Origin of the sequence: Geminocystis sp. CENA526 (genome assembly GCF_050753365.1) — a bacterium.
Lineage (GTDB): Bacteria > Cyanobacteriota > Cyanobacteriia > Cyanobacteriales > Cyanobacteriaceae > Geminocystis.
The window spans coordinates 38722-59189 of the sequence record NZ_JBLZFY010000017.1 but is presented as its reverse complement, the minus strand read 5'-3'; the positions used below and the strand labels follow the sequence as shown (position 1 = coordinate 59189).

At 34.5% G+C, this 20468-nt stretch carries 16 protein-coding genes; 10 read left to right on the top strand and 6 right to left on the bottom strand.

Translation table 11 applies throughout. The features are described 5' to 3' along the window. Both ACN4EE_RS07225 and ACN4EE_RS07220 read left to right on the top strand, forming a co-directional pair. On the top strand, window positions 1–289 hold a 289-nt coding region (locus tag ACN4EE_RS07225; RefSeq protein WP_458575030.1), incomplete at its 5' end, for an SH3 domain-containing protein. Window positions 290–464: 175 nt separating this feature from the next. Then, window positions 465–3755, top strand: a complete 3291-nt coding sequence (locus ACN4EE_RS07220) for an ATP-binding protein (RefSeq protein WP_431705743.1) — start codon at window positions 465–467, stop codon at window positions 3753–3755. Window positions 3756–3861: 106 nt separating this feature from the next. On the opposite strand, the gene ACN4EE_RS07215 is transcribed toward ACN4EE_RS07220, so the two are convergent. From ACN4EE_RS07215 to ACN4EE_RS07205, 3 genes are all read right to left on the bottom strand, one after another. Continuing rightward, entirely contained in the window at window positions 3862–4122 is a 261-nt protein-coding gene (locus ACN4EE_RS07215) for a hypothetical protein (protein ID WP_431705742.1), read from the bottom strand. Beyond that, complete coding sequence (locus ACN4EE_RS07210) at window positions 4115–4624, bottom strand: hypothetical protein (RefSeq protein ID WP_431705741.1); 510 nt, start codon at window positions 4622–4624, stop codon at window positions 4115–4117. The genes ACN4EE_RS07215 and ACN4EE_RS07210 overlap by 8 nt, the downstream gene beginning before the upstream one ends. A 524-nt stretch (window positions 4625–5148) precedes the next feature. After that, window positions 5149–8220, bottom strand: coding sequence for a DUF1156 domain-containing protein (locus ACN4EE_RS07205; protein WP_431705740.1), 3072 nt, complete (start codon window positions 8218–8220; stop codon window positions 5149–5151). A 353-nt stretch (window positions 8221–8573) separates the two neighbouring features. Between ACN4EE_RS07205 and ACN4EE_RS07200 the strand changes: the two genes are divergently transcribed. Together ACN4EE_RS07200 and ACN4EE_RS07195 are read left to right on the top strand one after the other, a co-directional pair. Further along, window positions 8574–8756: a hypothetical protein gene (locus ACN4EE_RS07200; RefSeq protein WP_431705739.1), complete on the top strand. Its 183-nt coding sequence runs from the start codon at window positions 8574–8576 to the stop codon at window positions 8754–8756. A 19-nt stretch (window positions 8757–8775) separates the two neighbouring features. Then, entirely contained in the window at window positions 8776–9174 is a 399-nt protein-coding gene (locus ACN4EE_RS07195; RefSeq protein ID WP_431705738.1) for a type II toxin-antitoxin system VapC family toxin, read from the top strand. Between the two features lie 3 nt (window positions 9175–9177). On the opposite strand, the gene ACN4EE_RS07190 is transcribed toward ACN4EE_RS07195, so the two are convergent. Next, window positions 9178–9612 (bottom strand): DUF7680 family protein, encoded by a 435-nt coding sequence (locus tag ACN4EE_RS07190; RefSeq protein ID WP_431705737.1) that lies wholly within the window; start codon window positions 9610–9612, stop codon window positions 9178–9180. A gap of 92 nt (window positions 9613–9704) precedes the next feature. On the opposite strand from ACN4EE_RS07190, the gene ACN4EE_RS07185 reads away from it, so the two are divergent. Continuing rightward, window positions 9705–10070: a four helix bundle protein gene (locus ACN4EE_RS07185; RefSeq protein WP_431705736.1), complete on the top strand. Its 366-nt coding sequence runs from the start codon at window positions 9705–9707 to the stop codon at window positions 10068–10070. Window positions 10071–10114: 44 nt separating this feature from the next. Next, on the top strand, window positions 10115–13474 hold the full coding sequence (locus ACN4EE_RS07180; RefSeq protein WP_431705735.1) for an SNF2-related protein: 3360 nt from the start codon (window positions 10115–10117) through the stop codon (window positions 13472–13474). A gap of 94 nt (window positions 13475–13568) precedes the next feature. Here ACN4EE_RS07180 and ACN4EE_RS07175 read toward each other — a convergent pair whose 3' ends face one another. Next, a complete protein-coding gene (locus ACN4EE_RS07175) occupies window positions 13569–15038 on the bottom strand; it encodes a ring-infected erythrocyte surface antigen domain-containing protein (protein WP_431705734.1) in 1470 nt (489 codons plus the stop codon). A gap of 148 nt (window positions 15039–15186) precedes the next feature. Here ACN4EE_RS07175 and ACN4EE_RS07170 point away from each other — a divergent pair, with 148 nt between their 5' ends. The 4 genes from ACN4EE_RS07170 (at window position 15187) to ACN4EE_RS07155 (ending at window position 19483) form a co-directional block, all read left to right on the top strand. Further along, entirely contained in the window at window positions 15187–15447 is a 261-nt protein-coding gene (locus tag ACN4EE_RS07170) for a hypothetical protein (protein ID WP_431705733.1), read from the top strand. Window positions 15448–15785: 338 nt separating this feature from the next. Beyond that, complete coding sequence (locus tag ACN4EE_RS07165; protein WP_431705732.1) at window positions 15786–17609, top strand: hypothetical protein; 1824 nt, start codon at window positions 15786–15788, stop codon at window positions 17607–17609. A gap of 261 nt (window positions 17610–17870) precedes the next feature. Next, window positions 17871–18137: an HNH endonuclease gene (locus tag ACN4EE_RS07160; RefSeq protein WP_431705731.1), complete on the top strand. Its 267-nt coding sequence runs from the start codon at window positions 17871–17873 to the stop codon at window positions 18135–18137. Window positions 18138–18307: 170 nt separating this feature from the next. After that, window positions 18308–19483: an MmcB family DNA repair protein gene (locus ACN4EE_RS07155; protein ID WP_431705730.1), complete on the top strand. Its 1176-nt coding sequence runs from the start codon at window positions 18308–18310 to the stop codon at window positions 19481–19483. A gap of 155 nt (window positions 19484–19638) precedes the next feature. Here ACN4EE_RS07155 and ACN4EE_RS07150 read toward each other — a convergent pair whose 3' ends face one another. Further along, window positions 19639–20349: a hypothetical protein gene (locus ACN4EE_RS07150; protein ID WP_431705729.1), complete on the bottom strand. Its 711-nt coding sequence runs from the start codon at window positions 20347–20349 to the stop codon at window positions 19639–19641. Window positions 20350–20468 lie beyond the last annotated feature (119 nt).

Below are 20468 nucleotides of genomic sequence, written 5' to 3'. Positions count from 1 at the left end.
GTGTGGAAGAAGGGGTTACATTCATCATAGTCAAATCCGTTTTGAAACTTATTCTGAATCTGTTAAAAATCCAGGTTGTTTAGTAACTAATATAAGAACAGGACAATTAGCCCTGCGTAAAAGTCCTGGGGGAGAATCGATCGCTGGGTTAAATAACGATAACTTAGTTAAATATATTCGGGGTGATTTTCCTTGGTATTATGTTACGGTGACTCAAGGACCTAATCGAGCTATAAATGGTAGAACGGGATGGGTAAATGCTAATTACTTGGAATGTCTTTGGGATTAGAAAACAAGGGACAGATAAAATCCTAAACGATTCGTGTAAAATTAACTCTCCAAATTTTAAAACTCAGTAAAAATATGTCTAGTCTAGCTTTCTTCACTCTGTTATATAAAACCTACTCATAGTTAACTATGACGTTTACTTTCTGCTTCTACCACTACTAATTTTAAGGTCAAAAATGCTCAAATCCGTTTTTCAAACTTGCTCCCCCAGACAAGAAATTTTGTCAGGAGATTTACAATTAGACCTTTTTGCCGCTAAATTAAAATCAGTGGTAGAAGGAAAAGCTCCTCAAGTTTATCAAAATCCCGATTTATTTTTTGTCAATACTTTTCCTACCGATGGTATAAAAACTCTCATTCGAGAAGTGTTTACCCGTTTGAGTGGCAAGGGAAGCGGTTCGCCTATTTTACGCTTAGAAACCAGTTTTGGCGGTGGTAAAACTCACGATGAAATCGCTATCTGGCATATTGCAAAATCTGGGCGCAAGATTCAGGGTTTAGACAGATTTACTGACTTAGATATTATACCAACTCAAGCTATACAAGTGGCGGCGATCGATGGACGAGATTTAGATGCCCAGAATGGCGTTATTCATCAAGATACAGGAGTTACTACTTATACTCTTTGGGGGGAAATTGCTTATCAAATTGGCGGTGTGGAAGGTTATCAATTATTACAAAAAAGCGATCTCACTTTTTTAAGCCCTGGCACTTCGGTAATGGAAGTCTTAATCAAAGATAAACCTACCGTGATTATTTTAGATGAAATTGCCCGTTATTTGAGTATGGCAAGGGGCAAAAAAGTCGAAGATAGTAACCTCGCTAAACAGGTGGTAAACTTTTTATTCTCTTTAATGGATTTGGCTTCGGCAACTAATAACCTTGTGTTAGTCTATTCTTTAGCTTCGAGTAGTGATACTTTTGCCGATGAAACCAATGAGTTAAAAGAGTTACTTAGTGCTTCTGCCCGTCAGGAAAGGATTTTAACTCCCAGTACCGATGTAGAGATTTATAATATTGTTAAACAGCGCCTTTTTGACTCGGTGGATTTAGAAGCAGGGAAAATCATCGCTTCGGCTTATTTACAATCCTTCAAAACTTCTCCCCTTAATTTACCTGATAGTTGTAAGGATGCCACCTACGCAGAGGCAATTTCACAAAGTTATCCCTTTCACCCCGAATTATTTAATTTACTAACAAAAAAAATAGCCACCATTGCGGAGTTTCAACGCACAAGGGGGGCATTAAGATTATTAGCTCAATTAGTACGTTATGTCTGGCAAAATTATAATAATCCCGAAAATCATCTCTCTTTGATTCATACCCACCATTTACCTATTGGCAAAGAAGAAGATATTACTAATGAATTAACATCGAAGATTCAACGCTCCACCATGCGCCCTGCTATTAATGCAGACATTTATAATCCTACTGGTAGAAGGGCTTATGCCCAACAACAGGATGAAGAATGGTTAATCGCTGGTAAACCCCCTTTGACATCCTATTTAGCAAGGACAATTTTTTTACATTCCCTTACTTATGGTATTAGTGCGGGGATTCGTCAAGCAGAGTTAAATTTATCTTTATTAACCCCTAATATCGATATTAATTTTATCGATCGAGCTTTAAATAATTTACAGACAGTAGCATGGTATTTAGATATTGATCCGATTACCACTATAGCCCGATTTAAAGAAGAACCCTCCATTAATAAAATTATCACCGAAGAAAAGGAACAAATTGGACGAGGGGAAGCCAAAGAAGAATTACGCACCCGTCGAGATAGTATTTTTGCCAAAAAGTTTTTTACCGTCATCAGCGCCCCTGATAGCCCTGGGGATGTGGACGATCGAGGGGATGATATTGTACTGTGTTTAATGGATTTTGATGAAGTTACCATCACTCAATCCACTGAATTTGCACCCTCGTTGCTGGTTAGTATCCTTAATAATACGGGGGAGTCTGGACGTTTTCGCCTTTATCGCAACCGTTTATTATTCCTAGTGGCAAATAAAACCGAGATGGAAAGGGCGATCTCAGTTACAAGGGAATATAAAGCCATCCAAAATATTCTCAAATCCCAAACAAGGTTAGAAGACTTATCCGAAACCCAACGGAAACAATTAAAAGAGCGAGGTGGAAAAAGGGAGTTAGATGTCAGAATCGCCCTGACTAATGCTTATCGTCATCTATTTTACCCAGATTTTGACCAAGTAAAAGCCCCAGAAGGATTAAAACATTATGTTTTACCAGCACAGGATTCTAGTGTAGTCAAGGGTAATAGTAATCAACAGGATATTATTTTAAAAGCCCTTAAAGATTGTCAAAAAATCCGTACAGATGAACCATTAAAACCCTACGCCCCTGCCTATATTCAGCAAAAAGTATGGGCGGCAGGATTAGATTCTATTACCACTAAAGCCTTAAAGGAAACCTTTGCCAAGGATTTGAGTTTGAAATTTTTATTAGATCAGGAGGTATCATTATTTAGAGATACCATTCGTCAAGGTTTAATTGATGGTGTCTGGGATTTAGAAGTGTTATCCCCCTCTCCTGTGGGAGAGGGGTTAGGGGTGAGGGCAAATTCTGAAAGAGTAGGAGTAAAAGCAACCTACATTAAAACTGACACCCCTTTAACGAATCTTCCCCAAATTATCGAGTTTTCTGATAAATATATCCTTTACCGTCGGGGTATTTTACAGCCTCCTCAACCAAAAGTTATTCAACTTAGCGCCCAAATTATCAACTCAGACACAAAGGAAGTCAGGGTGCGTTGGAAAGCCAAGGGAGCTTTAACCGTTAGTTTATACCAAGATAATGGTTTAATCAGGGATGATTTTCGCCCTAGTGATGAATATGCCACCACTATTGAGGGGTTAACGGTATTTAAAGTTATGGTTGACTATGGTAGGGGTGAAACTGCTACCCAAGAGACAAAAATTGATTTACTTAGTCAAACTGTTAAGGAAAAATCAGGTAATTATACCGTTAATAATGACGATATTTTTGAAACTATTAAACCTAGTGAAATTATTAAAGACGGCAGTGTTAATATCACTTTTAATTATCTTAAAGACCAATGTTTAGACTATAAAATCACAGCTATTTCTAGTCTTATTTTAACTGTTAATACAGCCATGGATTATCGGAAATTTGGCACGACTTTATCTTTATTAAATCGTCCTCAATTATGGTCAATAAATATTGATCAAACCGTTACTATTCAAACTCAAGGGCAGTTTGTTCGTTTAGAGTCTCAGGGTGATACTAAGAGTTTTCAAAGTTTTTTTAATACCCTTAATAGTTTACTAAATGCTCCTAATACTGAAGCAAATATTTCTTTAACTTTAACGATCGATTTTGTTAATCCTATTAATCCCGATGGAGCAGAATTTAATATGATTTTTGATGCTTTTAAACGCAATCCCGTGGAGCGACTTAATTTAAAAGCGACTTTAATCAATTAACAATGTATAATGTACAATTAACAATTCAAGAGTTCAATTTATTGAACGTGATCTGTTAGCCGTGTAATTCATTACACGGTGATATTATCAATGATAATTTTTCTATTCATAATTGTCCAAATCCTTGAAAATAATCTGGATTAGTGCTTAAATCTGATGGTAAATCTTTTGCGACACCAATAATCCCAGATTCAAGGGCTAAATCATAACAAGTTGGGGTTTTATTTATTTGAGACAAATAGATTTCTAAGGCTTCTCTAATTAAATCTTCTTCTGTTTTATTCGTTAATTTAACAGCATCTTTTAATTGTTTTTCCAATAGTAAATTAACTGATACATTTAAGGTTATTTGTTCTGTGTTATTCATTTTGATTTTCTGTTAATGTTTCTTCTATAACTGTTGATATTTCCTCTGTAGGTTTTATCCATACTGATACTTTTTTACCGTCAATAGTTCTCTTTCCTTTACGATACCCTAAATATCTCAAAGCATTACTTACACTTCCCTCAACTTTCCCATTTATCTGGTTTTCAGTCAATTCAAGAATGTTTTTGGTAACATCTTTCATAGTTGTTATCTCAACACCTTCTAACTTATTTTTAAGGATAGTAAGCCAATCAGGATTAAAACCTAATTTTAGTGCTAATTTCTTTTGTGCTTTGTTGATTGGTGGATATTTATTAAAGCGCTCATTTAGTTCAGCAATGGTTTTAACTGCTATTAAATGCGCTAACAAGTCCAGCTTCTGTTGTGCCGTCATCTTTTGCAGATTATCTACCTCATACCGTTGAAACGCCAAAATGTCTAACAATTGTGGTGCAAGTTCTAATAGTTTGGAATAATGAGCAATAGCATCATCTATAGTCAAAATCTGTTTTGCGGGCAATGATTCCTTTGAGTTACTGGTTATCGATCGTTGTGGAGGTTTTATTATTATTGGTGCATTCATAGTAAGTGAGTAGGCAAAATTAATTGTATGTTTACTTTATGAAAGGCAAAAGGTAAGAGGCAAGAGGCAATAATTAACAGTTGTAGCCATTTTTAAAATTAGTAAAAAATGCAAATTAAATGCGTTTTAGCTTATCGATCTCCGAACTGATATAATTAGGGGTTGCTGAAAAAGTATTTTGATGAGGATAGGTGTTAGGTTTTAGGTGTTAGGTATTAGGTTAAAGAATGAAAAATCAAAGTTTTTAAATTATGAGCAACACATAAAATTGCAAAAAAAAACTTAAAAATCAAGTTAAAAGTGTTGATTTTTTGACTAAAAATACTCAAAACTGCGCACTTTTTTGTTAATGTAGTATGATTAATCCCTTAATTTTTATAGTTTTCTGACTTATTCAGCAAACCCTAATTATTCATTATTCATTGTTAATTATTCATTGTTAATTATTCATTGTTAATTGTTAACTGGAAATACTGCACCTTAGACTTAATCTCATCAATACCCAACCATAGATTAATTAACGTCTGTTTCTCCTTCATACTATCGGGAATCACCTTAAAAGCAATTTCCATCGCCTTAGTGAGTAAATCATTATCGTTTAACCCCGTTTTCTTCAGGAATTGGCGCACCGCCTCCAAGCTACCCTCCTCCTCATAAATGGCGATTAAGGCGTGTAAACCATCGATTAGGTAATCCATCTTAAACTCTTGAGGATTGACGGTGAAAGCCCGTTTTTTCAATCGTTGTTGAGGGGTTAACAGTTTACAAGTGCCACTAGCGGAGTCAATGAGTTTATATTCTCTCCCTAAATCGTTGACGTTAAAACCACCAATAGCTAAGGCTAATTGTCGCGCCTCATCAAAGGGAAATTCACGGGCGGTAAAAGCATCCCACGCTAATAAATACCATTGGGTTAAGGCATCAAAACCAACGGTATCCGTTTGTAATAGTTTACGGAAACGATAACTAGCAATGGCTTTTCTGGCTTCGGCAAAGGCAACCTCTGGGCGCACTTCATTTCCCGTATTGTCGAGGATGGGGTAAGACTTGGAAAAGACGTTTAAGGCTACTCCAAAGGCACTTAAATATAAATCAATGCCCGTTATATCATTATCCTCGAAATAACCCGCCCTTGCTTCCACTTGGTTGGCAACTTCGGGGCGCAAGTCATCCCACCACGCTTGAGGGGCGTTTATATCCCTTTTTCTACACACTAAAATAACGGTGCTAGAAACGCTGTTTTTCTTTGCCTGATGTAAGTTTTGGGGGTTTTCGGTGGAAACTGCCCAACTGGCGGTAATTTCAAATCCTGCATCGATTAAGGCTTTTGCCAATACATCCCAAGCACCCGATTCTTTATGGTTAAATTGTACGGTTAAAACCCCGTCATCTCTCAAAACTCGATAGGCTTCATTCCATGCCGATGCCATCTTTCCTTCATAGTCTCGACTGGCTAAAACATCAGCACTCTCTCCCATATTACGGAAACGGGAAGGATTTGCCACTGCTTCTCTATCTTTATCGGTTAATTCTTGATAGAAAAGATTGGGAAATATATCTCCTAATGTGCGTTTTAACCACACATAAAAAAAATCTGATAATTCGGCATATTGAATTGTACCGTAATAGGGTGGATCTGTGATTATTGCTTCTAAACTTTTGTCGGGAATATGATATAAACTATCGGCGGATTCCATGTTTATCTGTCTAATGTCTATGGAATTATTACTTTTAAATAGGGGTAAATCTATTTTATTTTCTTCTTTTATATAGTCGCAAAGTTTGGAATAATCATCGGCAGCCTCTTTTTGACAAGATTGCCATAAATTTTTAGAGCCATTAAACTCTGGGTAATTCCAAAATAAATTTAATGAGTGTTGTCCTGAACAACCTGCAACTGATATTCTAGCAGGAATCCAATGAGCTAATCGACAATTTTTATCTACACATCGATCGAACACTAAAGCTAAATAAGTTATAATTGCTTCGGCTTTTTCTGGTTCGTATGCTTCTTGAATTTTGCTTTTTGCATCGTTAATTATTTCTACATAAGTCACAAGGGTTAATAATTGACGAGGATTAAAATAATCAGAATTTTTCAACAATCCATAAGCGATACATCTATCAGAATAACCATCAAATCTTTCTTCTTCTGGTATTAATTGATTAGTTCGATATTCGTCATATTTACTTTCTAAAAATTCCTCTGCTTTTTTGACTCCATCTAAGTCAAATTGATTAGGGATTCTAAACTTTAAACTTCCATTTCCTTGTTTAAAAGCAACGGCGTATAATTGATGTCCTAATCCCGTTGTTTGTGCCTGTTGTTTTATATAATCATCTTCAATAACATTGCCACAATTACAACATTTTCCTACCCCTCGCCCAATGGTATTATAATCATTAGGATCAAATTCTATAACTTGAGATTGCTTCGTTTTCCTCGCAATGACATTATCAGAATTATTACTTTTTACTTCTGAATTTTCATTATTAATTATTAATTCTTCATTGTTAATTGTACATTGTTCACTGTTAATTGAACTTTCATTGTTAATTGTACATTGTTCACTGTTAATTGAACTTTCATTGTTAATTGTACATTGTTCACTGTTAATTGTAGTCCCCTTGCCTTTTTTGCCTTTTATTAGTTGAAAATCAACCCGTTTTTCTTGAGGATTAGGAATAGGTTTAACGGCACACCATTTATGTAAATTTTGCTTTTCAGGACGTTTATAAAGCCACCAATTAGGAGAGAGGGGGATGGTAGAATGACAATGAGGGCAGGTGACGGTGTGCGCCCAGAGGTAGTTTTGTACCGTTTCCGTTTCGTTTAAATTGTCATTACGAGAGGTTTTTTTGCGGTTTAAATCTTGTGTTTGATGATTTAATTCCCCCGAAGTAATCTCATCAACATCGGGGATTGCTTCGTGCCTCGCAATGACAGAGGAGGGGAAAAATTCTGCTAGTCTGGTTTCGGCTTCTTTTGCCACATAATTAACCCATTTGTCAATATCTTGTTGCAAATCTTTACCAAATTTGAGGGGATATTCCATCCCTGCTTTCATGGTAATAACAGCCACTGGATTAAGATCAGATGCGAAGACATTTAAGCCATATCTGACACCTTCAAAGGGGATGCTTCCTCCTCCTGCAAAGGCATCCATGATGTTAGGGGTATCATTTCCCCAGATGGTTTGACAATGTTGTTTTAGTCTTGCGATTTGCTTTTGGGTGGGAGGTTGTTTGTAGAGACGAATTTCTTTGATGTTGCGTAGTTTATCTTTTTCTTCTTCGGTTTTGTTGGATTTTTCCCAAAATTCGATTTCTTCTTGGCTATATATCCCCATGATGTATAAAAATTCTTCCATGGTAATATCGGCAGGAAGGAGGGATGCCAATACGGAGGCACGGGAAAAGGATAAGGGTTTGCGAGAATACCATCGATGTAAGCCTTTGAAGGGGTTGCCACCATGTTCATAATATACCTGCTCGTTGAGGAGTTTAACGGGCATTATTTTTTCGATGAACAGTTGAGGGCGCATGATGCAATTAGCAATTAACAATTAACAATGTACAATTAGTGTTTTTATTATTGTAGGGGAGGTTCGATCGAATAATCATTAAGATTATTGTAGGGGAGGTTCGATCGAGTTTAATTAATAATTATTCATTATTATAGGTGAGGTTCGATCGAGTTTAATTAATAATTATTCATTATTATAGGTGAGGTTCGATCGAGTTTAATTAATAATTATTCATTATTATAGGTGAGGTTCGATCGTTCAATGAATTGAACTAAGATAATTATTGATTATCAATAATGGTGTTAAGATGAGATTCACATAGACAAATGCAGGAGTTGAGGATGATAATAAGTCAAAATAACTCAAAATCGATAAAAGATAGTGGCAATGATACACTATTCTCTTTACTCAAAGCCAAAGGCTATAACACACAACTTAAAGAAGGTTTACAGATAACCTCAGCTAGTCAAGGAAGCGGTAGAAATGACATTTCCGTTAACCATGATCAAATTTTAGCGGAATAATCTTAATAATTGTCATTATATGAGAGCTATTATTGCAGATACTGGTCCACTATATGCGGCGGTGGACAAAGATGATCAATATCATCAACAATCTCAACAACAATTAAGCCAAATCAATCAACAAAAATTAGTCGTATTTATTCCTTATCCTATTTATTTGGAAACTCATAAACTGATTTTACAATCTATAGGAATTACTGCGGCTATAAAGTTTAGTCAAGAAATTCAGCTACAAGCCAATTTAATTAATCCTACCCCTGAAGATTATCAATCTGCTACTTCTATAATTGCTAAGTTTCCAGATCAAAAAATAACTCTATTTGATGCGATAATTGCAGTCTTGGCTAATCAATTTAAAGTTGCAGTGTGGACTTATGACTATCATTTTGACATAATGAAAATTCCTGTTTGGCGTTAATAATTAATTTCCCTCTCCTAAAAGAATCCTTAAAGCGCGTAAAGCAACATTACGTTTACCATGATTAATTTTTGCAAACCAATAATGGGCTTCTTCATAACTCATTGCCATGACGGCATCCCGAATATTAACAATTTTATCTTCTTTTTTTAAGGGTTGAATTGTCTGAAATAAAATTGCTAAATTAATGCCTGATTCTTCCGTTAAAATATAAGGAGTGCGTCTTTTATAATTTAAGGTTTGAGGATCATATTTATTCGCTTTTAATACTTGATAAATAGTCTGTCTAATTAAGATTAAACTATTACCTTTAATTCTTCCCATTTTTTGAGGGGAAGGACGTTTTTTCTCTCCTGCTTTTTTATAAGCACATTGATATAATTCAACAGCAAAGTTATTATCTTTTAAAGAACTAATTTTTAACTGAAATTCTTGCACTTTACAATTAACAATGTACAATTAACAATGTACAATTAATAATTAACAACTAATAATGTACAATTAACAGTTTTTATTTTATCATACTTATAATGACAAAAAATATAATTAAAGAAAAATCTTTTAATTTTGCGTTAAGGGTAATAAAATTACATAAGTATTTAATTAATGAAAAAAAAGAGTTTGTTTTATCGAAACAACTTTTAAGAAGTGGTACTGCTATTGGTGCTTTAGTGAGAGAATCAGAATATGCAGAAAGTAAAGCTGATTTTGTTCATAAATTAGCTATTGCTCTTAAAGAAGCCAATGAGTCAGAATACTGGTTAGAGTTACTATATTATGAAGAATATATTGATCAAAAAGGTTATAATTCGATCGTAGCTGATTTAAAAGAAATTTTAAAATTATTAATTTCTATTATTAACTCAACAAAGAATAACCTAAAAACTGAAAAATAATAATATATTAATTGTTAATTGTACATTGTTAATTGTTAATTGAAATGTTGTTAACAGAAAAAGATTGGCTTATTAGTTATTCTAGTAATGAAAATAATCCCATTGCAGATTTTTATATCCCCGCCCTAGAATGTGCCGTAAAATACGATCGTAAATCAGGGTTTTTTAATAGTGCAATCCTTTCTAAAGTTGCCCAAGGATTAGAGGTAATGATTTATAATGAAGGGCAAATGCGTTTAATTATGGGTTGTGAATTTAGTGAGGATGATTTACTAGCCATTAGTAAGGGATATGAATTAAAAGAGCGGTTAAATAATCGTTTAGACATAGAATTAAAAGCCCCAGAAAATCTAATTCAATTAAAACATTTTGAGATATTAAGTTGGCTAATAGCGAACAATTTTTTAGAGATAAAGATAGCTATTCCTTTACAAAAAAATGGCTTACCAGAACAGTTAAATAAACATAAATTATTCCATGAAAAAACAGGTATTTTTATCGATCGAGAAGGGAATAAAATCGCTTTTAGTGGTTCAAATAATGAGTCTTTAGGGGGATGGGAAAATAATGTAGAATCATTCCATGTTTACTGTAGTTGGGAAGGAGAAAGGGATTTACAAAGAGTAAATGAAGAAGAATATCGTTTTGAACAGTTATGGCATAATTTAGCCCCTAATGTCAAAATTTTTGATATTCCTACCGCCGTTAAAAATAAGTTACTTCGATATACTCCTAAATCAATTAACAATGTACAATGTACAATTAACAATGAAGGAGCAATTAACAATGAACAGTTAACAATTAACAATGAAGGAGCAATTAACAGTGTACAATGTACAATTAACAATAAAGAATTAATTAATAATTTACAAGATAAAAGACAAGAAATTAAGGGAAATAATATCTCTAATATTGAGAATAATATAGAAGATAAATTTAATTTAACGGCGGAGGAAATAGAAGCAGAAAAAGCCAAGTTTACATCTTTATTAAATATCCATAATCATGAAGGGTGTTTGGCTTATTGTTTAGAGTCTATCCCCGTTAAGCCTTGGATACATCAACGGAAAATACTGTTAAAGTTTATTGCTGATTTTCCTAATTCTGCTCTGATTTGTGATGAGGTAGGATTAGGTAAAACTATTAGCACGGGTATTATTGTCCGCTATTTACTGATTTCCCGTCAAGTGCAACGGGTATTAATTCTCTCTCCTGCTAGTGTGCAATCTCAATGGCATGAGGAGTTAAAAGAGAAATTTAATCTTCATTTTTGGAGTTATAGCGGTGGTGTCTTTACTAATCCCGATAAGGAAACCATTACCCCCATTGATAATGTTTGGAATGAGGTGGATTTAGTTTTAGCATCCTCCCATTTAGTGCGTCAGGGAAGTCGTAGCCAAGAGTTATTAGAGGCTAAAGATTGGGATTTGATTGTGGTGGATGAGGCACACCATGCCCGTCGCCGTAATCCCCAAAGAAGGGAAAACACCCCTAATCGTCTTCTGGATTTACTGCAACAACTGAGAGAAAAAACTAAGAGTTTATTATTATTAACAGCTACTCCTATGCAGTTAGACACCATTGAAGTTTTTGATTTACTCAATCTGGTGGGGTTGAAGGGATTATGGCAATATCAAGATAATTTTTGTGACTATTTTGATAGTTTACCTCAACCCGTTAATGAATTAAGGCTTAATTTTTGGCAATCTCTGGCAGTTGACTATTTTCAACAAGGGGGAAAATCCTGTGCTATTTTTGAACAATATTTACAACAAAATAACCGTCTTTTACTCTATTCTCTCAAGGATACATGGGAAAGGGGAAGGGCGATCGTTAATCCTCGTAAAGTCTGTCAAGATGATATTTTTATTAATACTTCTAAGCAATTTTTAACGGTTAATACTCCCATTAAGGATTTGATGTTTCGCCATACCAGAGAGACATTAAGGGAATATTATCGCCGAGGCATTTTAGATAAACCTATACCGAATAGAATTGTATTTGATAATGCGATCGCACTCAACCCCATTAATGAAATTCCGTTATATCAAGCGGTGAGTGATTATGTGAGACATTTTTATAATTTAGCACAACAACAGAATAGGAAAGGATTAGGGTTTTTAATGACATTATACCGCCGTCGCCTGACTAGCTCATTTTATGCCATTCAAAAATCCTTGGAAAGACGTTTAGAAGGTATTAGTATCACCGATGATGATTTAATGGATTTAGACGATGCAGACGATAATATTATAGAGGGATTAGAACAATATTATAAAGCAACAGATCCCGCAGAAATTGAATATTTAGAGAATATTTTAAGACAATGTGAACAAATGGGAGAAGATACGAAATTATCCCATTATTTAACTCTTTTAAGACAAGAATTAACCCAAAGAGAAAAGGTAATTACTTTTTTTCAATACACTGACACGATGGATTATGTTAGAGAAACTTTAGTGCAATTATATGGTAATCAAGTGGCTTGTTATTCGGGTAGAGGGGGAGAATTGTACGAAAATGGTAGATGGAAGGTTGTAAAAAAAGAGGTAATTAAAAAACTCTTTACAATTAACAATGAACAGTTAACAATTAACAATGAAAGAGGAATTAATAATGAACAATTAATAATAAATAATGCAAAGACAATTAATAATGAACAATTAATAATAAATAATGAAGAATTAGTTAATAATAAACAATCCTATATTAATAATCAAAAATTGCCTAATATTAAGATTTTATTGTGTACAAAATCAGCGAGTGAGGGCTTAAATTTACAAACTTGTGGAGTATTATTTCAATATTCTTGCCCGTGGAATCCAATGCAAATTGAGCAACAAATCGGGCGTTTAGATAGAATTGGACAAATTCACCCTACTATCCATATTCATAATTTTTACTATGATGGCACTGTCGAAGCTAAAGTATATCAAAAGTTGAGATCGAGAATTAATGCTTTTGAGACGGTAGTGGGCAATTTACAACCCATTTTAGCACAAGTACCCACTTTTATTGAAAAAGCAGTGATGGCGGCAGATCCTGAAGAAGAAGGAGTTTTATTGAGTGAGTTAGAGGATTTATTGGATAATCCCCCCATACGTCCAGATTTTGGTCAAATAGTAACGATGAATGTGGATGCTGATTTACAGTTAGTCAAGCAAAAAATATCTCCCAATCCTTTTCCTCCCGAAAAAGTTGAACAATTTTTTACTCAATCTCGATCGTTACAAAGTCAGAATATCATTTTTGAAGCTCAAGAGGATAAAATATGGGTATTAAAGTGGAATAACTCAACCTATCACGTTACATTTTACCCCCAAGTTTATGAGGAATACCCTTATGTTAAATTAATGTCATTAGGTGAGCCTCTTGTCGAAAAACTACTTTCATTATTTCAATGACACGATCGATCCGATCGATAAATATCATTATTTCCAATAATAATGGGACATTAATACATACTATAGTTTCTTCCTACAACTATCACCATTGCAATTACTTAATCTTAGTCCATACTCTCGCAGCCTTACCTTCTGTATCTTCATTCTTAACAAACTCTAACTTAACATAATCCCATAATTGGGGAAAGAAATCGATATTGTAAGGTTCCCCTTCCTCAATGCTTTTGGCAATACGTCCCAACTTAACATGAGCAATCCCCAATGATTTAGCCAAAGCTGTCACCTTTACAACCCCTAAAGGCAATTGTTGAAAAGCAAGAGGTATTTGTTCCTCAGTCTGGGAGGTATCGTCTATCGCTTCCGCTATACTTTCCTCTGGTTTTACCTCCATAGTAGCTTCTTTTTCAAGGCTTACCTGTTCAGTATAATTAGTCTCCTCAGTCTTCTCAATTATTTGCTCGTCATTTTCTGTGAAAGAGATAGGTTCCACATTGTCTATACTTACCCCCTCATTTTCCGTTGAGGAAATATCTTTTAGATTGTTTATACTTACTTCCTCATTTTCCGTTAAGCAAACATCTTCCTGATTATCTATATTTACCTCCTCAGCAACATTAAGGGAGGGAGAAACTACCGTCTTCAACTTCTCGTCTATCATTTTATCTATCACTTTCAATAGATTATCCTGATTTAAGGTAGAGTCCACTAGACTTTCCACTAAAGTTTGCACTCCCTCCTTGTCGATCGTATTGTGTAGCTTATTATCTATTTGTTTCCCTAAATTAGCTTCAGTTAAAATAGATTCAACTTGACTTTTAACTTGGACTTCCAATTCATTTTTGTCTAGCTTTGCGTCTAGCTTTTCTAATAGGTTATTTAAACTTAAAACCGAATCAATTTTATTTTCTACCAAGACTTCTACTTGCTTCATGTCTAAGTTATTGTCTAGCCGTTGAGATATACTATTCACATCAATAACAGAATTTATTTGACTTTCTATTAGCTTTTCCAATTCATTCTTGTCTAGTTTAGCGTCTAGCCGTTGAGATATACTATTCACATCAATTACGGAATTTATTTGGCTTTCTATTAAGGCTTCCAACTCATTCTTGTCTAGTTTATTATCTATCTTTTCTAATAGACAATCAAGGTTGAAAATTGAATTAATTTTACTTTGTATTAAAGCATCTAAATCCTTTGTGTCTAGTGGATTGTCTATAGGAATTGATGTACCTTGAGCATTGTTGAGGATATGGTTAATTTGCTTTTGTAATCCCTCTATTCTCTCCGTTACTAGCCCCCCTTGTGTTATTGATGTCTGACTAGCAACTTGGCTAGATAATTGTTCAATTTTAGCCTCTAAAGCTATCAGTTTTTGTCTAGCAATTTTATTACTCTTCTCTTTATTATTGCTAGACATTTCATAACTTCCGTTGGCACAATCTTCAATGATATTAGAAAGAAATTCACTAACAGATAACCCTTGCTCATTGCACCATTGATTAAATTTTTCTCGAATCTGTTCGTTTACCCTGATGGTAATTAATTTATCCTTTTTCATCATAAATGTCTATCTATAGTATAGAGATTATTTTAAACTAAAGCGCTAACAAAATTCTATACATTATGTCTAGTCTTTTTCAACTTCATAATTTTTTGTGGAACAAGGCAATATGCGAAAATTAGAGAAGAAAAAATAAATAAAAATTGCCATGAAAACCATCAAGGAATACGCAGAAATGTTGCGACGACGTGCCATTAAATGTAAAAAAGGACAACCCATGCTTAATTTTATCGAAGGAAAAACCAAACGGTGCAACTGGAAGATTTTGCCTACTAATTATCAAACACTATTAGAGGAAGCCCGACAACTGGAGATTAGTGCCTCAAACCTCATCGATTTGATTTTGATGGAAAGGTATGGACATTTTCATCTGCTCCAAATCAAAAAGGACAAACAAATAGACTCGTAGAAATTCAATTTTTTTGTACGACTTTTTTATGTCCATTATCAATAGTCAATCCCAACTAATGTACATTAGCTCTACTTTACGAACTCATACGAGTCTATTTTGAGCTTTTATACGACTTTTTAGCAATACTTTAACGACTTTTAATCAGTAAAGTATTGCTATTAAATAGTTTTAGGATTTTAATGCTTTCAAATTTTCTTAAAAATATAAGCAAGAACCTTACTCTGGTTCTATTTAAAAATAACAAATACATCGTATAAAATAGAAACAATAAATCAAGGTATCTCTCATATAGAAAGGGATACCCAGTTTACGAACACTAACTAGAGGTAAAAATAATGACCATTAATTTTATAAATACGAACCCCAAGACTAACAGTATGCTTTTTGGGTTACAAAAATGCTGTAAGGATAATCCCAAACAAGGGGCGAATATCAAGTCGGTTTTTCTCTCTGAATATACAAGAGGTTTAGAAGGGAAAAAAACGGCACAGAAACGTGCGACAAAGAAGGTTATGGCTAGGATGGAAAACATCCTAGACAAAATCATCGTTGACGAAAATTTTGATTTCGATCGAGCTGTTGAATGTTTTGTTCAAGGTTCAATCTTAGTTAAGGGCAAAGTTGACGGTAAAAGAAAAAGCTATTTTTGTAAAGGTTTAAATTACATAAAAGAACAACATAATACCCCTGCCATTGAACCTAAAGTTTTGTTACAACCATATTCTACTCGTAACCCTGTTATCAAAAAAGGCTATATTCAAGAACAGCTAAAACAAGGGGTTAAAGCCTCTAATCGTAATAAGAAGACTATTCGTATTGATAAAATCAGTCTGGGAGATCGTTTAAAGAAGAAATACCCTGAACGAAATCAAAAGGAAATACAATTTATCATTAATAGTCAATTGGAAAGACTAGAAACGGAATTTAATATTGCCTTTGAGTTTCTGGAAAAAAATAGAAGGGATATAACTATTGAGAGTATAAAAGTCTTATATTATCGGTTATTGGGATGGGAATACTTACAAAACCCGAATTTAACTATTGAAGATATAAGCCTTAGTTTCATTATTCCTATAGTTGATACCAGAGTGAGAGACTGGGAAAACCTAGAGGACAAATATATCCTAGAAGGAAAGAAACGAGAAGAAGCGATGGAGAAAACAGATCTACGTCTTCAATGGCTAGAACAGTTTTTTGAAGACTATAGTATCACTTCCGCAGGAACTGCTCAAAAGTATATTAATAGTCTGATTGCTATGAGCAAGTTTTATTATAAAGGGATTACCAATAAACGTAGATATAGTAATTACGAGGATATTGAATTTATCTGTGCTTTAAGAGTATTGAGCCATCGATGTGCTGAAGAAATGGAGGGAAGGAAGGTTAAACCGATTATGTTGAGTTATGATGAAGTTATCGTAGTCATGAAATCCCTCAAAGCTGATTTTGACCATGAATTTTATGAGAATATAATTACAAGGGAAAACAATAAGCAATATTTACAGAAAACTACCAAAGACGACATTCAAAGAGCGAAAAGTTTACAAAAATTCCTAATGTTGATGTTACTGACTGTTTATCCCCCTGAGCGTCAGAGAACACTGCGTGAGCTTACTTTCGGTAAAACTCTGAAGTTTGGTGTTGTGGATCAACTGGGATTTTTTCAAAAGTTAGATCCCTTTGACTATGAAAATAATGGGGGTATGTATTTTATTGACTTGAATCCCGAAGACCATAAAAACGGTAATGAGCATTACCAAGATGCTTTATTTAACAGACAATTTGATGATGGTACTTGTGTTTATGACTATCTCAATCTCTGGTGGGGTACATACAGACAATATTTAGTCAAAGGTGATACTCAGACTTTCTTTGTCCGAGAGAAAAAAGGCGATCAACATACTCCTTGTTCTGTCAATCAAATGTTCAAAAACTTTTTCAAGAGAAAAGCGGAAGTGGAAGTCAACCCCCATCAATTACGGCACATCTTCGCAACTTACATCAATGAATGTGAAAGTGCAGGAGAAAATGTGAAAGCATCGGCGGCTCACCGTATGCGCCATAGTTTAACTATGTTTAACACTATTTACAATCAACAGAGTCAGGCTAGTAAAAGTAAAAGTATCAATTCTTTCTTACTTACGGCGGTTAATCTTTAATTCTGATTCCCTGACTAAAAGGCAACAGGATGACGAATCTTAATTATTTCTGGTGATGATGATGGTTGCCAAAGCCAGAGAAAACACTTGATGGCGGTGCTATGATTCTGATTCTGTTATCCCTTTGCTATCTCAATACGATCGATCAACTGATAGTTTTTGCCATTTGCCGTAAGTACAATCGATCGATCAGAAAGATAAGAACGAGGAAATAAACTCTGTATAAAAAATCCTAAAATAGAAAGTGAATTAGGGGGATAAATGATGAGCAGATATTCTCAAGATTGGAATGAAATTGCACTCGAAGTCAAGGAAAAAGCGGACTGGAAATGTGCGAAATGCGGTGCAGACTTTAAGGATAAGGAGAAATCAAGAAGGGGAAAGTGTCTGCAAGTACATCACTGGAATCGCATACCCGAAGATAACAGACCAGAAAATTTGGTAGCATTATGCAATAGCTGTCATTTGGAATATCATCGAGGAAGGAAAGGTAATATTACCATCGGTCAATTATCCCTTAATCTCTAAAATAGAACTCTGTCGATCGAGGGAGCTTCTTATTTGAATGTAGGATAAACTAACCTCTGCATTCCTCTCAATTGTATCTTGACCTCAATGGCTTCATCGGAAATAAATTTTATTTTCTTGTATTTTATTGTTAACATGATAATCTAGTTGACTAGACTTATTATAGACCCATGATTAATATTGATAAACTAGAAAAAGCTGAAAAACAGATCGAACAACTATTGATTACTGCCGAATCTAGTTGGCGAGAAGTTGCTAAGATAGCCATTGCCGTTAGAGAGAAGGAATTATTTAAACAGTCTGGACAAACATCTTTTACCGCATGGGTGCATCATATTGCCAAAAAATGTGACCGTCAACCTTCCTTAATTTGGAGATATATTAAAGCAGGTAAATATTATCTCTACACAGTGGGCAGTAAAGAAATTGAAGATATTGATCATGCGGTAGCATCCCCCGAAGCACTTGAAAATTTAGAAAAAGTAGAAAGAAATGCACCGCCTCCCGTCTATGAGAAACTCAAAGAGCAGGTTTTACAAGGTAATATTACCGTTAAGGAAACAAGATCGATCGAGCAACAGTATCGACCTGAAAATCGCCAAACCTTACGAGGAAGACCAACAAAAGGTAACGAGGGAAAATATGAACATTTAGGACAGGTTGCCGTTAAAACGATTGATAATGACAATGATAATGAGAATGAGGATGAGGATGACAATAATAACAATGAAAATGAAAAGGTAAAAATATCCAAAGAACAAATAGCACCAAGTATATCGAGAGCTTTAAAAATAAATCTAGTCAACTGGACTAAAATTTGTACGGGAATGCGTTACCCCCCAAAGCATTATCAAGACCATACAGAGGTAAGGATTAACTTTGAGGGCAAAAGATTAAGAATAGATTTTATGGCGGTAATTCGATGGAGTTATAAACGTCCAAAAGATGTTTTTGTGGTAGAAATAAAGTCTAGTTTGTCGGATTTTAATTCTGACCATAAATGGCAGAAATATTTACATTTCTGTCATTATTTCTGTTTTGCTATTCCATCGAATGATGTTGATTTAATCAAAACGATCGAACAAACAACTGGTAATGAAGTGGGAATATTATTAATTGATTTTAAGGGCGAGGTGGAGGAGAATCTTAGTTATCCTGTGGAAGTATATCGTTATCCCATAAAACTAGAACCATCATCAGTGAGTTTTATTTATGAAACATTGTATGAAAGGGTATTAAATTGGTCTGCTTCTAGTGATGAATCTGAATCCAGATCATCTTATCATTTGAAGAAAAAATATGAAGAAGAAATTTGCATAAATGAAGAAAGTGACATTAATAGTTAAATCAAACTTAATTGTCTTGTCCTCAATCCTCAATCCTCAATCCTCAAGCTCTCAAGCTCTCAAGCTCTCAAGCTCTCAAGCTCTCAAGCTCTCAAGCTCAAAATAAAATCGATCGATCGAACTTCTCCTCCTCCTCCTTCTTCTCAATCTCAATCTCAATCTCCAAGGCGACTAATTTTCCATCCGCCTTGATTACCTATCTTTCCAGCACGAGTAAAAATGAATGCTCCCCTTGTCCATGTTGTACCAGATGGTTTAGTACCCACTAGACTATGTACCTCTTTACTACTGAGTATATATCCCCTTTCCACTGCTAAATCTAATTTCTCCCAATGACTAATCGGGTTAACGGGTATCATTCGCTCCACTACTTCTTCTACTCTCTCCATCAGACTATCAAATAAATTTAATTGTACATATTGAATACTACTGTCTAGGGAGGAATTAGCTTTGTCTAATCCAAAATTTACACTGTCTAGGGAAGAATTAGTCTTGTCTAGTCCAAAATTTACACTGTCTAGGGAAGAATTAGTCTTGTCTAGTCCAGAATTTACACTGTCTAATGAAGAATTAGCTTTGCCTAGTGGAGAATTTACACTGTCTATTGGGGACTCAAAATCTTCATTTTCATTGTCTATTTTGGAATGGACAGTTGTTTTAACAGTGGGAGTAAAGGTTTTGATACTTCCTCCTAAGTTTAAATGCTCTTGCAGTTGGTCTAATTTGTCCAATACAGCTTCCGTTACATAGCTTTTATTCCCTTCTTTCTCTACTCGTACTCCTATGGCTTTTAATCGATCGTACACAGACTGCCTAGTTTTCAGATTATATCTTTCTTGTAAATCATTAATATAATACTTTTTCATCTGTCTAGTTTAAAATATACAGTGTCTAATATCTCCATCTTACTACTTGAATCTCCTATTTTTAGTTTGTGATTAGAAAATAAGACTTAGGCAAGGATAACAGAAGGGATGCACACCAA

Bases quoted from the DNA above. Each gene is read 5' to 3' on its own strand.
- ACN4EE_RS07160 (WP_431705731.1), top strand. From the start codon at position 17,871: ATGATGAGCAGATATTCTCAAGATTGGAATGAAATTGCACTCGAAGTC.
- ACN4EE_RS07195 (WP_431705738.1), top strand. From the start codon at position 8,776: ATGAGAGCTATTATTGCAGATACTGGTCCACTATATGCGGCGGTGGAC.
- ACN4EE_RS07170 (WP_431705733.1), top strand. From the start codon at position 15,187: ATGAAAACCATCAAGGAATACGCAGAAATGTTGCGACGACGTGCCATT.
- ACN4EE_RS07220 (WP_431705743.1), top strand. From the start codon at position 465: ATGCTCAAATCCGTTTTTCAAACTTGCTCCCCCAGACAAGAAATTTTG.
- ACN4EE_RS07200 (WP_431705739.1), top strand. From the start codon at position 8,574: ATGATAATAAGTCAAAATAACTCAAAATCGATAAAAGATAGTGGCAAT.
- ACN4EE_RS07185 (WP_431705736.1), top strand. From the start codon at position 9,705: ATGACAAAAAATATAATTAAAGAAAAATCTTTTAATTTTGCGTTAAGG.
- ACN4EE_RS07165 (WP_431705732.1), top strand. From the start codon at position 15,786: ATGACCATTAATTTTATAAATACGAACCCCAAGACTAACAGTATGCTT.
- ACN4EE_RS07205 (WP_431705740.1), bottom strand. From the start codon at position 8,220: ATGCCCGTTAAACTCCTCAACGAGCAGGTATATTATGAACATGGTGGC.
- ACN4EE_RS07155 (WP_431705730.1), top strand. From the start codon at position 18,308: ATGATTAATATTGATAAACTAGAAAAAGCTGAAAAACAGATCGAACAA.
- ACN4EE_RS07150 (WP_431705729.1), bottom strand. From the start codon at position 20,349: ATGAAAAAGTATTATATTAATGATTTACAAGAAAGATATAATCTGAAA.
- ACN4EE_RS07215 (WP_431705742.1), bottom strand. From the start codon at position 4,122: ATGAATAACACAGAACAAATAACCTTAAATGTATCAGTTAATTTACTA.
- ACN4EE_RS07175 (WP_431705734.1), bottom strand. From the start codon at position 15,038: ATGATGAAAAAGGATAAATTAATTACCATCAGGGTAAACGAACAGATT.
- ACN4EE_RS07180 (WP_431705735.1), top strand. From the start codon at position 10,115: ATGTTGTTAACAGAAAAAGATTGGCTTATTAGTTATTCTAGTAATGAA.